Origin of the sequence: Melghirimyces algeriensis (genome assembly GCF_900182565.1) — a bacterium.
Taxonomy (GTDB): Bacteria; Bacillota; Bacilli; order Thermoactinomycetales; family DSM-45169; genus Melghirimyces; species Melghirimyces algeriensis.
On sequence record NZ_FXTI01000002.1, the window covers coordinates 185,527 to 200,489 of the forward strand.

A 14,963-nucleotide genomic window follows, 5' to 3' on the forward strand; every position below is an offset into this window, starting at 1 on the left:
TTCCACATAAAAAACGCTTCCCGTCCCGGAAAGACAAAAAGCGCATACGACTCCTGAAATGAGTGCCATTCCCTTGCCAGCCTCTCCGGACTGAATTAAAGGTTCCTATTCAGTTGCTCTTATTATGAAGCATCCTTCCATGTTTGTCAATGGAAGTGAAGAGATTCATCCCATCTAACCCGTTTGCACACGAAATCGATCCACCAATCGAGTGATATCCTTTGGTAGCTCGGTTTCCAGGCGAATTCGCTCTCCTGTCCTTGGATGAAAGAAACCCAGTACCTTTGCGTGAAGGGCCTGTCCATCGATGGAGAATTTTCGGTGATTGGTACTGTAAACAGGATCTCCCACCAACGGATGTCCAATATACTTCATATGCACCCGAATCTGGTGTGTTCGTCCTGTCTCCAAGCGACATTGAACCATGGTCGCCCGTTGAAAACGTTCCATTACTTCAAAATGAGTGATCGCTGGCTTTCCGTTTTTATGTTCCACAGCCATCCGCTTTCGATTTTTTGTATCCCGTCCAATGGGAGCATCCACCGTTCCCTTGTCATGCGGAATATTTCCGTTCACCACAGCCACATAGACCCGCTCCACACTATGGGCCTTCAGTTGTGCCGCTAAGGACTGGTGTGCAACATCGTTTTTGGCCGCCATAATCAGGCCAGATGTATCTTTATCAATTCGATGGACGATTCCCGGACGAAGCACCCCACCGATGCCAGAAAGGTCATGACAATGAGCGAGCAATGCGTTCACCATTGTTCCCGAATAGATACCGGGTGCGGGATGAACCATCATCCCCCGTGATTTGTTAACCACAATCACGTCAGAATCTTCGTAGACAACGTCCAAAGGAATCGATTCCGCTTCCACGTTGGGCTCTTCCGGAGGAGGCTCTTGAACTTCCACCCGTTCTCCAACATGTAAACGGTAATTGTTTTTCACCGGGCGGCCATCCACCAATACCCGTTTTCCACGGATCCAGGACTGAACCGTCATACGGGACCAGTCCCTATTCTTTTGAACCAAAAACTTATCCACCCGTCCTCCACTGTCTTCCTCTCCAACAGCAAAGCGCAGAAGCTTCCCATCCGTGCTCACTGGGAATCCCCCGCTTCCTTGGTGGTAAGGGAGTCCTCTTTTTCACTCGGTTGACGGATGGTGAGGAATATCATGATCCCAACGCCAACGACAATCGCAGAGTCCGCTACATTAAAAATCGGATACTGAATCAGTCGAAAGTCTAAAAAGTCCACCACTTCACCAAGTCGAACCCGGTCGATCAGATTTCCAATGGAACCTCCAAGAATCAGTGCGAGCGACCAGGACATCAGCGGCTGGCTCGCTTTCAACTGAAGCAAATAATACGTGATTCCCGACACCACAACAATCGTGATCACAATAAACAACCACTGTTGATTTTGCAAAATCCCAAACGCTGCTCCGCGATTGCGATGGGATGTAATATGAAAAACGCCTTCCCACAGGGGGATGGTTTGAAAAAGGTTCATGTTGCGGACCACAAGCCACTTTGTCGCTTGGTCCAGTCCCAAAACAACCAGAGCCACAATAAAATACCTAAATATGATTGGTTCCCCCCTCTGCCGTGCCCGGCACCTGGTGAAAGACAGATCCCGACATCTTCCAAGTTTTCATTTTAGCACAGCGAAAAAGGGCAAACAACTGACGGTTTTGTTCCGGAACGATTCACTCCTCTTGGTCCTCCTCCTTCTCTTTTCTTCGTGTCGCATCGTTGTGAGTGATCTCAGACAGAATATCGGATGGACGTCCGTCCAGTCCCGCAACGGGAATATGCTCCACATCATCCACATATCCGTGTCGCTCATCGTGGTCCACCGTCAGTTCATTGTAATCCTTCCCTTCCCGGAAATAGTCAGGCGGGTTGGACGTACCGTATCGCTCGACTTCTTGCCAGGAATCTTCTGCATCGTAAAAACTGGCTTCCTTTTGATCGTGAAAATGATCCCCAAATGGGGGGTGAATGATTTTTTCCTCGACCGGCCGGCGATTGGAAAGATCTGTCTCCCGCTGGTGTTCCATACAATAAGATGTCTCAGGAACAGCTTTCAACCGTTCATAAGGAATTTCCTTTCCACACACTACACACTTTCCATACTGTCCCTCTTCCATTCGAAGCAAGGCCATCTCAATCGCTTCCAGCCGTTCCTCATCCTCTTCATTCAAAGCGAGGTCCTTCCCCCGTTCAAATAACTCTGTACCCAGATCTGCCGGATGATTGTCATATCCGGACAGTTCCCCAACAGAGTTGTTCATCCCCTCTTCCATCCCATAATGCTGGTTCTCATCCAATTTCCTGGTCAAACGTGATTTTTCCATGTCCAGCTGTTTCTTCAATTCTGCCTGTTGTTGTTCGGTCACAGCGATTCCCCTTTCCTTAATAGGTCATTCCATCCAACTCCAACTGAGCTTGGACAATCCGAACGATCTCTGCAATATAGTCTCCCACAATCGGTAGATTTAACGCTCCAAGCTTTTGCAAAAAATAAACAATCGTGGCCGTAAAGATGGTCACCCCGATGGCAATGCCCACTCCTCTTGCAATTCCCGTAAGGATGTTAATCGCAAGCAAGCGGATCGGGGAATTTAAAAGCTGTACATAGGCTGCAATTTCACCAGTTTCCAGTTTACGACCGATTTCATTCAGCCGCTCTTCAATTCGGTTCAGCCATTGACGGGTGTCTTCTTCTTTTTGTCTCTGCATCCATACCCTCCTATTCCGATCCCTTTCGTCCCCTTCTTTTTTAGATGTACCCTAACGGGCCTCTTTTCTTACGATGTTGTTCACTCGTCCATGGGGATTTTGTCCATAACAAGCTGTGCCAAAGCGACCGAGCGGTGTCTGTACCCAAAACATCAACCGTTCCATGAGAACAGAAGGATCTCGATCTGCCTTCATTTTTTTTGCAAGACACAAAGCCCTGTCGCCTTTCGGCGCAGGGCTTTGTCATAGCTTCAAACGGTGGAGTTCTTTTGGTTAGTCTGCAAAATGCTTTTCCACAATATCCGCACAGCGGTCACAAAGATCGGGGTGTTGATCGTTTTGGCCGACCGAGGGACTGATCATCCAGCATCGCTGACATTTTTTCCCTTCTGCCGGCTTGATCTTAACTCGCAAACCGTCTCCCTCAACGGTATCTCCCTCCGGCTGATCGCTGGCCTGATACAGATGAACCTGCGAGACAATAAACAGCTCTTCTAGGTCATCCACACGGCTTAGCAATTGAGCACTCTCTTCTGAAGGATATAATTCAATGAGCGCACCCAGGGAGTTTCCAATCCCTTGATTTGCACGCGCTTCCTCCAAAGCTTTTAGTACCGTGTCACGATGCATTACCAAACGGTCCCATTTGCTTTCAAGCTCCGCATTCAGGTAGTTTGCCTTTACTTGAGGGAAATCCGTCAATTGAATACTCTTTGTATCCACATCCGGAATATACTTCCATACCTCCTCGGTGGTATGGGGCAGGATGGGGTGAACCATTTTCACCAAAGCGACCAATGTCTCATACATCACAGTTTGTGAGGAACGTCGCTTTTGATCCTCTTTGGGTAGAACATAGAGTCGGTCTTTTAACACATCCAGATAGAACTGGCTGAGAAATACCGTGCAATAATGGTGGATCTGATAATAGACCGAATGGAAGTCATACGCGTCATACCCTTTTGTCACCCGCTCTACCAATCGCTGTAACTTCAAAAGCGCATAGCGATCCAATTCATTCAAATCCTCAACCGCCACCCGATCGGTCTGCGGTGAGAAATCGGCCAAGTTCCCAAGCAGGAACCGGAAGGTATTCCGGATCTTGCGGTAAACTTCAGCGATTTGCTTCAAAATCTCATCCGATACCCGGTGATCCGCTTGATAATCCACAGAGGATACCCACAGCCGCAAAATGTCCGCACCATAGGTTTTCATGACCTTCAATGGATCAATGGTGTTACCAATGGATTTGGACATTTTGCGCCCTTCCCCGTCCAAGGTAAATCCATGGCAAAGAACTTGTCGGTATGGAGCCTTCCCTTTGGTAGCCACTGCGGTTGAAAGGGAGGAATTAAACCATCCCCGGTATTGATCAGTGCCTTCCAAATACATATCCGCCGGAAAATCCGTCTCTTCCCGCTGTTCCAAAACAGCCGCATGACTGCTCCCCGAATCAAACCACACATCCATCGTATCCGTTTCCTTGCGGAAGCTTTGATGCCCACACTCGGAACAGGTGGCTCCTTCAGGCAACAGCTCATTTGTATCCTTGGCGTACCAGGCATTCGACCCTTCCTCGGCAATGATGTTGGCAGCCTTGTCAATGGATGCATCGGTAACATAGGGATGGTTGCAGGAACGACAATAGAAGATTGGAATGGGTACTCCCCATGCCCGTTGCCGGGAAATACACCAGTCTCCACGATCGGCAATCATATTGGAAATCCGCACTTCTCCCCATGATGGAATCCATTTGACATTCTTGACCTCTTCCAGCAGGGCTTCCCGGAACCCATCAATGGAAACAAACCACTGTTCCGTCGCTCGATAGATCACCGGCTTTTTGGTGCGCCAATCATGCGGATATTGGTGGGTAATGAAGGAAAGCTTTAACAGCGCTTCCCTCTCCTTCAGTTTTTCTGTCACTGCTTTGTTTGCATCATCGTAAAACATGCCTTCAAAACCGGGAGCCTCGTGTGTAAACCGGCCTTTTTCATCCACTGGACACAGAACACCCAGATCATACTTCTTGCCCAGCTCAAAATCCTCGCCACCATGACCCGGTGCGGTATGAACACAACCCGTTCCCGCGTCCAATGTCACATGATCGCCCAGAACGATCGGACTTTTTCGATCATAAAACGGATGACGGCAACACACCCCTTCCAGCTCCGAGCCTTTGATGGTGGAGACCTTCTCATAGGATGTGATTCCCGCCAGCTCCATCACATCATCCACCAAATCCTCAGCAAGAAGAAGTTGCCGATTTCCTTCTTTCACCAAAGCATACGTCACATCCGCATGGACGGCGATTGCCAAATTGGCCGGAATCGTCCACGGAGTGGTCGTCCAGATCACCACATGCGTATTTTCTTCTGGCAAAACGCCTTTTCCATCCTGAATGGGAAACATCACATAAATGGATGGTGAACGTTTGTCCTGGTATTCCACTTCCGCATCCGCCAGAGCACTTTCCGAAGAAGGCGACCAATAGACCGAGCGATACCCTCTGTAAATGTATCCTCTCTTTACCATTTCACCAAAAACCCGGAGCTGTCTGGCCTCATATTGGGGATTCAGCGTAACATAGGGATGATCCCAATCTCCCCGAACCCCCAAGCGTTTAAATTGGTCACGCTGTTTGTTGACAAAGGACCACGCATAATCGGCACACATTTTGCGGAATGTGACAAGATCTTTTTCTTTTCGGTTGACTTTCTTTTTGGTTACGATGGCATGTTCAATCGGCAAGCCATGAGTATCCCAGCCTGGGATATACGGGGCATCAAATCCTTGCATGGATTTATATCGAACAATAAAGTCTTTCAACACCCTGTTCAGAGCATGGCCAATATGGATATCGCCGTTTGAATAGATGGGGCCATCATGAAGAACAAACTTGGGTTTTCCTTTTCGCTTCTCCTGAACTTGACTGTAGATGTCCATGTCTTCCCACCATTTTTGCATTTCCGGCTCTTTGTTGGGAAGATTGCCTCGCATCGGAAATTTTGTCTGGGGCAGATTTAAGGTTTTTTTATAGTCCACTCTGTGTCTCACTCCTTGTCAAAAACCCAAATAAAAAAACTCCTCAATCCCGGTAGGGACGAGAAGTTACCCGCGGTACCACCCTAATAAGCCCTTCATGAAGAAAGGACCCACTCCATGATTCGTAACGTGAATCTGACGGTCCATCCTACTATTTGATGAGTTCAGAAAGACAGCTCCGGGGCGATCTTCAACAGGCGCATGGATTAGGCTTTCACCAATCCCTAATTCGCTGAAACCAATGCAACACTGTTTACTCTCCCGTTCTCCGCTTTTCACTGTAAGCCCTATGTATCACACAGAGCTTGTTCATCCGTTTTCAGGCCAGGTGATCTCGTCCCAACCTTTCATCCGTCTTTTTCTACAGTTTAAAGCTGAATGTTACTGCTTATATAGATCTTAGCAAATCGGGATAGGAAAAATCAAATCAAAACATAGCCTTCCGCTTCATCTTATTACGGGTTGATCTCCGTAGATCCCGTCGGAGGTCATCCCCTTCATCCATATAAGATCCTTGATCATAAGGGTGAGTGTCTTCCATGGGATTTCGGGAACCGTACCCTTGTTGCCCATAATCCGGTGCTGAACCGTATTCCTGGGTTTGACCGTAGTCTTGCGGTTGGCTGTAATCCTCAGAAGACTGTTGCAGTGAAACATTTTCATTGCCCTCATTGGAGAATTGGTCCAATTGTTTACCTGCTTCTTCCAATCCTTCCTCAAGTTCTTCCAAAGATTCCCAATCCGTGTTCTCCAACACATCCAGATGCGACTGAATCAATGTACGGAAACGAGCACGGTAAACAGTTGCTTTTTGCTTGAGATCCAGAAGTTCGGTATGGATTTCCCGCGCTTTCTGCAATGCTTCATTAATAATTCTATCCGCATTTTTCTCTGCTTCCTGTACAATCAATTCCGCTTCCTTTTTCGCATTCAAGCGTACTTCTTCAGCCACTTCCTGAGCCACACGAATCGACTTATGGATACTCTGTTCCATGGACGATAGGGAAGAAGCAGATTGTTGAGGTTGAATCGGTGCAGGCGGTCCATGGTGCACAGGATGTTCAGACTGTTGTTGATAAGGCTCAGGCTGCTGAAAACGCGGTTGCGTTTGCTGTGGTTGTGGTGCCTGAGGCTGCGGTTGCGTCTGTTGCCGGGGCGAAATTGGCGGCTGGGTGTTTTGAGCCGGTGAAACCACCTGTTCTTCCAATGCCTGCTCCAGCTCCTGTTGTAACTCTTCCACCTGTTGTTCAAGCTGTTGTTTCTCCCGAATGAGAAACTCAAAGTCTTTAATAATCTGATCGAGGAAGTCGTTGACTTCGTCTACGTCATAGCCGCGAAAGGAACGTTTAAACTCTTTATTGTGAATGTCCAGAGGACTAAGCGGCATATTGACACCTCCTCAGAGATTGGCTATGCCATATTTTCTATTCTACAATGGTAGCAGAATTCCTGCTGGTTGGCTACATCAACTTGTCCGAGTTTCAGATTTTCCATCAATTTACTTTCTATCAAAATAACACATTCTTTTTCAATTACACGTATTGAATCAAACGGATCATCATGCGTCCTTTCCTTGTTTCTCCCAAAATTTCAGCCATCTGAGCGCGACCATATCCCCGAAGAGAAATCATATCCCCTTCCCTGACTGGCTCCGAGACTTTCTCTTCTTTTTTCCAATTAAGATGACATTTGCCGTTTTTTATCAAGGTTGCCACCTTTGTCCGGGACAAGCGAAAAGCCTCCGCCACCACAGCATCGAGTCGCAAAGAGGCAACGGAGACCCTCACCGTTTCGGTCATCTGCTTCGGAGAACAAAGATCATCCCGGTGAATTTCCTTCACACGGACTGGTGTACGCCCCACCCGGTTCAGCTGGAGCTCAATATAACCGGCGATCTCTTGGGTTGCAATCAATTGACAGCCTGTATCTGTCACAAAAATATCTCCAAGCACTTCCCGTTTCACCCCCAACCCTAGCAGAGAACCGAGAATATCGGGGTGTAACAATGTTGCAGACCGATTTGTCGACTTGACTTCCAAGAAAGCTAAACCGTGATCAGGGTCTTCCATATAGGGCGGATAAATTCGAACACGCCTTCGCTCTGCCCCTGTCACCCCTCCATCTGATGAAACGTTTAAATCAGGGGATCTTCTGACCCACATCCCGACAATCGCCTGTTCTCTTGGATTCAAAAATGGGGTGAGTATTGGTTGATAACGGTTGGCCACCCGATTGACCCAATCGATTACCCGCTCCACAAATATCCGTTCATCCGGTCGGAAATGGGAGAATAGCACTTCCTCCCGTTCCATCACACAAACCCCAAAAGAACATTCAAGATAAAGAAGACACCTTCTCTGATAAAACGCAAAGCGATCAAGGCAACAATCGGGGAAATGTCAATCATTCCCAAAGGTGGTATGAAACTGCGAAAGATCGACAGATAAGGTTCCACCAATCGCCCCATAAAAAGTGCAATCGGGGATTCTCTTCCCTGTGGAAGCCAAGAAAGAAGAATGTAACCAAAAATCATAACCTGGTAAACAATAAACAGTACATTCACGATTTCAAAAATGATCATGGGGTCACCTCAATAAATCGTTGGCATCTTCGCTTATTAATTCACTGATGGATCCTTGAATATCAACATTGGAAGGACTGCAGATGATCGTTTCCGGGCTCAGCTTGTTGATGTTTCCATTTAAAGCGTAAACTGTTCCGCTGAGAAAATCAATCACCCTGCACGCCTCATCTTTGGGCAAGCGTTTCAGATTGACCACGGTCGTCCGATGGTTTCTCAGGTGATCTGCAATATTTTGAACATCTTCATAAGACCGCGGTTCCGACAGCATCAACCGGACCTGTTTTTGTGCAGCGTGCAGTGAGACGACGTTATTTCGCCCCTGAGCATCCAATGGTTGACCATCGGTCTCCTTGTACTCTTGGCTTTGCTCCTCGTCTTCTTCGCCGATTCCAAAAAAAATCATCATCCGATTCATGAAATTCAACGGAACCGCCTCCTTACAAATACTGCCGCAGACACCTGCTGAGTGGGAATATCAAGCCTTTTGGGGTTGTGTACCGACCAAGACGGACCCCAAACGAACAAATGTCGCTCCTTCTTCAACAGCTATGATATAGTCCCTGGACATCCCCATGGACAGGTGTGGAACCGACAATTTGGGGTCCCCAAGACGTTGTAACTCCTGTTGAAGAGTTTTCAGGTGACGGAAGATCGGTCTGACTTCTTCCGGATCATCTGTAACCGGGGCCATGGTCATCAATCCCTCAATTTCCAGTTGAGGAAGTTCAGCTGACTCCCTGGCAAATTCCAATAGCTCGTCCGGTTTCAGACCATGTTTTGATTTTTCCCCTGATATGTTTACTTGGATCATACATTTTGTTGCTTGGCCATTTGCCACGGAACGACGGCTTAACTCCTTCGCCAAAGAGTAGCGATCCAGAGAATGGACATAAGTAAAACGCCCCGCTACAGCTTTTGCTTTATTGCTTTGCAGGTGACCGATAAAATGCCAGACCCCCCGTCCCCCCAGCTCTTTCCACTTCGGCACCGCTTCTTGCGCTCGGCTTTCTCCGATGTGGACAAGGCCGGCATCCAGTGCACGACGGGTTGTCTCCATATCGACATATTTGGTGACAGCAACAATCTGGACCTCTTTGGGGTTCCTTCCACTGCGTTGACAAGCGGCAACAATGTTTCCTTTTATCTGCTGTAATCGTTGGCTGATCAAATCCATTTCCTTCATCCTTTCCCCATGCCGATAAAAGCGACCATTCTTCCTGTTTTACCACAATCGCGACGATGGGAATGAAAAAGATCCGGATGACAACCGGTGCACCACCCTGTGACCAGGATTTGACCCTCCTTTAACCCTTCCTTCAATAATAAGCGCTTATTCGCTTCTTTCAGATCCACCTGCCACTTGTTGTTTTTTGGCGAATCCAATACCACTTTAAAGGGATCAGGCAGAACGTGTTTCAGAGAATGGACGACATGTTCATCCACTTCGTAACAACAACTTCCGATGGATGGACCAATGGCGATGCGAATTTCCTTTTTTTCAGCTCCGCGCTTGACGAACTCCCGAATCATCCGGGGACTGATTTCTCCTACAGTCCCCCGCCAACCGGCATGAGCCACACCGATCATCTCTATATCCGCACTGTAAAACAAAAGCGGAACACAGTCGGCATAGAATGATGTCAACAACACATCCCGTTCCTGAGTAAGCAGTCCATCCGTTTCTGAAAAAGCAGACTGGGCACTCTCGCTTCCTTTTCCACGAGACATCGAGGTCACTTCCCGAATATTGACACCATGTACCTGTTCACCACAAGTCCAAGATGCAAAGGATACACCCAGCTCTTCAGCAAGTCGCCTCCGGTTTTGAATGATCCGTTCCGGCCGACTCCCTACATGCAACGCATAATTGGTACGATCCGGATCTTTTATGGATTCTCCATCCCTTATACTCATCCCTGCTATTAAATGTGGAAATTCCCTTTCCCAGGAATCTAAGAAAAAATAAGGGACAACAGCTTCCGACCGCAACTGAAACGGTTCCATTGTCTCCCCTCCCTTTACCATATTACCACAGCCTGAGAAGGAGACAAAGCCGTCCATTCATCGGTTATTTTCCTCTGGTGTAATCAATAGTGGACGTGAACCGGAAACACCTTCATTGTCATCATATCGCGTTTCCAGACGAACCAGAATCACATCCGTACCGATTCGTACAATCTGGTTCCAGGGGATTACCCACTCTTTCCCCCCTGTAAACAAACCAAACATCCGGGATTCACCAGGGATAACCAGCGCTTTCACTCGGCCCACTCGCAAGTCCACTTCCAGATCATATATCCTACCAAGCTTCCGACCGTCACTCACGTTCACTACGTCCTTTTCCTGCAACTCCGATATTTTAATCATGGGTCGCCCACCCTGCTTTTGGTGTTCTACTTTCAATTATATGAAGTGGGACAAAATTATGCCCTGATCGTCCATATAAAAAACCGCACATCGTGCGGTAAGGAGACTGCAAGCAGTTCAACCAACAGTATTAGCCAGAAACCGGCTCACGGAGTACGATTACTGGATAAATTTATTCATTTGCTTGATGGCCGCTTTTTCCAGACGGGAGACTTGTGCCTGTGAAATTCCAATCTCTTCTGCGACTTCCATCTGAGTCTTTCCTTCAAAGAAACGCATGGATAAAATCATTTTCTCTCTGCCGTTCAACCGTCCCATTGCTTCCCGAAGCGCAATTTCCTCTACCCAATGAACGTCCTTGTTTTCATCGTCGGAAAGCTGATCCATCACATAGATCGGATCTCCACCGTCTTGGTAGATCGGTTCAAACAGAGATACGGGATCTTGAATCGCATCCAATGCAAATACCACTTCTTCTTTGGATACATTCAATTCCTCAGAAATCTCCAGCACCGTAGGTTCTCTGGAATGACGATACGTAAGTGTATCCCGAACCTGTAAAGCTTTATAGGCAATGTCCCGCAAGGAACGGGAGACTCTGATCGGGTTATTGTCCCGAAGATAACGGCGAATCTCTCCAATAATCATCGGGACTGCATATGTAGAAAATTTAACGTTTTGACTCAGATCAAAGTTGTCGATCGCCTTCATCAGACCGATACAACCTACCTGGAACAGATCATCCACATTCTCGCCCCGGTTGTTAAATCGTTGTATGACACTGAGAACCAGCCGCAGATTTCCGTTGACCAGCTTTTCTCGTGCAGAGCGGTCTCTCTCCTCTTGCAGGGCGCGAAAGAGAGCACGCATTTCCTCGTTTTTTAGTACAGGCAGTTTTGAAGTGTCAACGCCGCAGATTTCCACTTTATTTCGCGCCATGAATTCCCCTCCTACGGAAGCATTCCCATTAGCGAAACTTATTTTTCTGAAGTAACACTTCAGATAACATCCCTTCCAGCAGATCATCCAATTCCTGAATGCACTTCCAATGTTAAGTATCCCCTTTGATGAAATTTTTATAATGGGTTGTCCCTGATCTCTCGTGTCCAATAGGAGGTGGAACTGGCAGCACTGCAGCAATGTGTCTCTTCCGTAAAAATAAAAAACCCGCCAATTGGCAGGCTTTTTGATCACCTCAAGATCTCCGCTTCACATTTTTAGCTACATCCCCCTCCGTCACCACCTCCGCCTCCTCCATCACAACCACTGTCGCCAGAATCAAATCCTCCGTCGAAGAAGGAAGAAGAGCTGGAAGTGCTGTGACTTCTTACACCCTTTGACTTGAAACCAAAACGGATAACAGCTGCAATCAGTATTGCCACCACCAACACTACAAAGATCCACTCCAACACAATTCCTCCCAGCTACTTTGCAAAATTAAATGGATTTCTTAACAATCAATTCGATAAATTTTTTTATACTCCTTTTTTCGACTTGACCCTAACCTTACGTGATCGTTTAGAGTTGGCAGAAGGAGGGATCAAAATGGCTTATCGCGTAAAGGAAGTGGCGGATCTGACAGGTATCAGTATTCGAACCCTTCATCATTATGACCATATCGGACTTCTGAAGCCGAGCTTTCTGACGGATGCCGGTTATCGCATGTACAACAATCAGGATCTGGAACGCTTACAACAAATCCTCTTTTTTAAAGAGTTGGATTTCCCGTTGCAAAAAATCAAAGAGATACTGGACCATCCTGCTTTCGACCCTAAACACGCCTTACAGCTACACAGAGAGGTAATCATAGCGAAAAAAGAACGGTTGGAAAGGATCATACAAACGATTGATCAAAAAATCCAAGAGATTGAGGAGGGAGCCGAAATGGAGAAAAACAAAATGTTTACAGCCTTCAACTTAAAAGAGATTGATGAGCACAAAAAGAAATATTCGGAAGAGGCAAAGCAAACCCATGGTAAAGAATTTGTTCGTCAAGTGGAGGAGGTAACTGCTTCCTATACAGATGCTCAATGGTCTTTCATCATGGGAAAATGGAAGGATCTCTATGAAAGAATGGCCCGTTATATCGGCGACAATCCGAGCCACCCCGAAGTACAACGGGCTGTAGATGAATACCGACAATTGATCACCGATTATTTCTATGACTGTACACCGGAAATTTTCCGCGGTTTGGGCGATCTCTATGTGCAAGATGAGCGTTTCACCAAAAACATCGACCAATACGGAAACGGCTTGTCCCGCTTTCTCTGTGAAGCCATCCATATCTATTGCGATCAATTGAAAGCGGCTGACGATTCCCTCAGCTGTAAAGCAAAAAATCCCCCACGGTGAAGCCGCGGGGGAACGAATTAAACCATTTTGTTAAACTCTTTTCTCAGTCGTTTAATAATGCGTTTTTCCAAACGGGAAATATAAGATTGGGAAATGCCCAAAAGATCTGCGACATCTTTCTGCGTTTTTTCTTCTTCTCCATTTAAACCAAACCTCATCTCCATGATTTTCTTTTCCCGATCAGACAGGGTGGAAAGAGCAGTACGCAAGATTTTGCGATCCACCTGTTCTTCAATATTCCGGCAAATGATATCGCTTTCTGTTCCCATTACATCCGACAGTAATAACTCATTTCCATCCCAGTCCATGTTGAGCGGCTCATCGAAAGAAATTTCCGATCGAATTTTGTTGTTTCGGCGAAGAAACATCAGAATTTCGTTTTCAATACAACGGGATGCATACGTTGCCAATTTTATTTTCTTCGCTGGATCAAATGTTTTCACTGCTTTAATCAAGCCAATGGTACCGATGGATACCAAATCCTCAATATTGATCCCTGTATTCTCAAATTTCCTGGCTATATAAACCACCAGACGCAGGTTTCGTTCAATCAGCATTCCCCTGACGGCCGCATCCCCATTGGGCAACCGATCAAGGAGATGCTGTTCTTCCTCCCTGGTTAGAGGTGGCGGAAGCGCTTCACTTCCCCCGATGTAATAAATTTCTTCTCCCTTTAGACCAATCTGCATAAGGATACGGTACCACAACAGTTGCAATGCGAGTTTCCATTTAACAATCATAAACTCAACAACCTCCCCATTCATTCTTGAACCCTCTTATAAACGGTATCAAACGATTCATTTCACCCTGCTCTCGGCATACATGATGGATGTATAATTGCTTGGTATGTACCATCACTGGACAACTGTTTGTTATCGAGGCCAACGAGGACCTTTTCTGTCTTCTCCCAGATTCCGTCCTGAAAAATTTCCACGCTGTCCGGTTTCAAAGCGAGCATCATTCCACCATTGGCGGCCACCCCACGGAAAGGAATGAAACGAATTCGGGTCATCCACTCTGAAGATAACTCCATCTCAACACATTCCAAATCTCCTTCTTGCGCCATCATCACAACCGGCTCTGGAAGAAAGGGGATCAACGATTTCAATTCCACTACAATCACTGGTGTTCGAGAAATCGGATCCCTGAGCTGATTTCCCGTATCCATCAATCCGACGCATTCCAGTTTCTTATCTCCGATTTGAATGGCCAACGGTGCCAAATATTGATTGACAGCTTGACGTTCCTGAATGGAACCAAAGGAGATCCGTGCATAAAACCAAACCAGGGGAAAAGCCAACAGAACAAAAACCCAAGAGATCGGAGATCCCCAACCATAAGATTGGGTCAGGAGTATTCCCCCGGATGCTTGGACGCTTCCAGAAAAGAAATAATGGAGAGCAAACATCCCCCCTCCGGTCACAAAGGATATAAGATAGAAAACTCCGAGGTTTCTCAAAAAAGCGAGTGGTCCGCGATAACCCATAGCCAACCACACCATCAGAACGGAAAAAAGCATTTTCCCGAAAAATGTATAAGTGAGAACCAGTGGATATAAAAGGTGAACCACAGCATAGCACGCTCCGAGAGAAGCAGCTGACAAAAGGCGCCATACCGAGATCTGTTGACGCCTGATTACGGATGTCAGCCACAAGAGCAAGAAATCGATGCAGAGGTTAAGGACGAAGACCAAATCAGCATAAACCACCATTTTTGGTTTCCTTCCTTGTTTAAGGTGTCACCAGTATATCTTAAACACATTTCAATGTCTGTCTAAACTTGCTGGTCACCAGGCACTTATTTTGTCATTTTTTGAAGATACCGATCAAAAATAAAACGCCTGCCGACCATGCTTTCAGGTCAACA

General features: G+C 46.8%; 16 protein-coding genes, 2 pseudogenes and 1 other annotated feature. Of the genes and pseudogenes, 1 reads left to right on the forward strand and 17 read right to left on the reverse strand.

The annotated features are described in order from the left end of the window. Window positions 1-174: 174 nt before the first annotated feature. The 15 genes and pseudogenes from FN782_RS03935 to FN782_RS04005 form a co-directional block, all read right to left on the reverse strand. Complete coding sequence (locus FN782_RS03935) at window positions 175-1,107, reverse strand: RluA family pseudouridine synthase (RefSeq protein WP_142504478.1); 933 nt, start codon at window positions 1,105-1,107, stop codon at window positions 175-177. Beyond that, the gene (gene lspA, locus FN782_RS03940) at window positions 1,104-1,592 is read right to left on the reverse strand and encodes a signal peptidase II (protein ID WP_142504479.1); all 489 of its coding nucleotides are present in this window, start codon (window positions 1,590-1,592) and stop codon (window positions 1,104-1,106) included. Before lspA ends, FN782_RS03935 begins: the two co-directional genes overlap by 4 nt. Before the next feature lie 121 nt (window positions 1,593-1,713). Further along, on the reverse strand, window positions 1,714-2,406 hold the full coding sequence (locus FN782_RS03945; RefSeq protein WP_142504480.1) for a TraR/DksA C4-type zinc finger protein: 693 nt from the start codon (window positions 2,404-2,406) through the stop codon (window positions 1,714-1,716). 16 nt (window positions 2,407-2,422) lie between these two features. Then, window positions 2,423-2,749, reverse strand: a complete 327-nt coding sequence (locus FN782_RS03950; RefSeq protein WP_142504481.1) for a DUF5665 domain-containing protein — start codon at window positions 2,747-2,749, stop codon at window positions 2,423-2,425. A gap of 273 nt (window positions 2,750-3,022) precedes the next feature. Then, window positions 3,023-5,794: an isoleucine--tRNA ligase gene (ileS, locus tag FN782_RS03955; RefSeq protein WP_142504482.1), complete on the reverse strand. Its 2,772-nt coding sequence runs from the start codon at window positions 5,792-5,794 to the stop codon at window positions 3,023-3,025. Window positions 5,795-5,845: 51 nt separating this feature from the next. After that, window positions 5,846-6,072, reverse strand: a binding site (T-box leader). 503 nt (window positions 6,073-6,575) lie between these two features. Continuing rightward, window positions 6,576-7,034 (reverse strand): annotated as a pseudogene (locus tag FN782_RS17430) (DivIVA domain-containing protein); the annotation flags it as partial. Then, window positions 7,008-7,181, reverse strand: a pseudogene (locus FN782_RS03965) (DivIVA domain-containing protein); the annotation flags it as partial. The pseudogenes FN782_RS03965 and FN782_RS17430, both read right to left, overlap by 27 nt. A gap of 145 nt (window positions 7,182-7,326) precedes the next feature. Further along, the gene (locus FN782_RS03970; protein WP_185956018.1) at window positions 7,327-8,106 is read right to left on the reverse strand and encodes a YlmH family RNA-binding protein; all 780 of its coding nucleotides are present in this window, start codon (window positions 8,104-8,106) and stop codon (window positions 7,327-7,329) included. Then, the gene (locus FN782_RS03975; protein WP_142504484.1) at window positions 8,106-8,375 is read right to left on the reverse strand and encodes a YggT family protein; all 270 of its coding nucleotides are present in this window, start codon (window positions 8,373-8,375) and stop codon (window positions 8,106-8,108) included. The genes FN782_RS03970 and FN782_RS03975 overlap by 1 nt, the downstream gene beginning before the upstream one ends. Before the next feature lie 4 nt (window positions 8,376-8,379). Next, window positions 8,380-8,793: a cell division protein SepF gene (locus FN782_RS03980; protein ID WP_342778360.1), complete on the reverse strand. Its 414-nt coding sequence runs from the start codon at window positions 8,791-8,793 to the stop codon at window positions 8,380-8,382. 60 nt (window positions 8,794-8,853) lie between these two features. After that, window positions 8,854-9,561: a YggS family pyridoxal phosphate-dependent enzyme gene (locus FN782_RS03985; RefSeq protein WP_342778348.1), complete on the reverse strand. Its 708-nt coding sequence runs from the start codon at window positions 9,559-9,561 to the stop codon at window positions 8,854-8,856. Beyond that, a complete protein-coding gene (gene pgeF / locus FN782_RS03990) occupies window positions 9,558-10,382 on the reverse strand; it encodes a peptidoglycan editing factor PgeF (protein ID WP_185956019.1) in 825 nt (274 codons plus the stop codon). The genes FN782_RS03985 and pgeF overlap by 4 nt, the downstream gene beginning before the upstream one ends. 57 nt (window positions 10,383-10,439) lie before the next feature. Next, window positions 10,440-10,745, reverse strand: a complete 306-nt coding sequence (locus FN782_RS03995; protein ID WP_142504487.1) for a YlmC/YmxH family sporulation protein — start codon at window positions 10,743-10,745, stop codon at window positions 10,440-10,442. A gap of 159 nt (window positions 10,746-10,904) precedes the next feature. Further along, the gene (sigG, locus tag FN782_RS04000; RefSeq protein WP_142504488.1) at window positions 10,905-11,684 is read right to left on the reverse strand and encodes an RNA polymerase sporulation sigma factor SigG; all 780 of its coding nucleotides are present in this window, start codon (window positions 11,682-11,684) and stop codon (window positions 10,905-10,907) included. A 278-nt stretch (window positions 11,685-11,962) separates the two neighbouring features. Next, complete coding sequence (locus FN782_RS04005) at window positions 11,963-12,154, reverse strand: hypothetical protein (protein ID WP_185956020.1); 192 nt, start codon at window positions 12,152-12,154, stop codon at window positions 11,963-11,965. 136 nt (window positions 12,155-12,290) lie between these two features. On the opposite strand from FN782_RS04005, the gene FN782_RS04010 reads away from it, so the two are divergent. Next, a complete protein-coding gene (locus FN782_RS04010; RefSeq protein WP_142504490.1) occupies window positions 12,291-13,097 on the forward strand; it encodes a MerR family transcriptional regulator in 807 nt (268 codons plus the stop codon). A gap of 17 nt (window positions 13,098-13,114) precedes the next feature. On the opposite strand, the gene sigE is transcribed toward FN782_RS04010, so the two are convergent. Both sigE and spoIIGA read right to left on the reverse strand, forming a co-directional pair. Beyond that, window positions 13,115-13,837, reverse strand: coding sequence for an RNA polymerase sporulation sigma factor SigE (sigE, locus tag FN782_RS04015; protein WP_142504491.1), 723 nt, complete (start codon window positions 13,835-13,837; stop codon window positions 13,115-13,117). Window positions 13,838-13,899: 62 nt separating this feature from the next. Beyond that, window positions 13,900-14,808, reverse strand: coding sequence for a sigma-E processing peptidase SpoIIGA (spoIIGA, locus tag FN782_RS04020; RefSeq protein ID WP_142504492.1), 909 nt, complete (start codon window positions 14,806-14,808; stop codon window positions 13,900-13,902). Window positions 14,809-14,963: the final 155 nt, after the last annotated feature.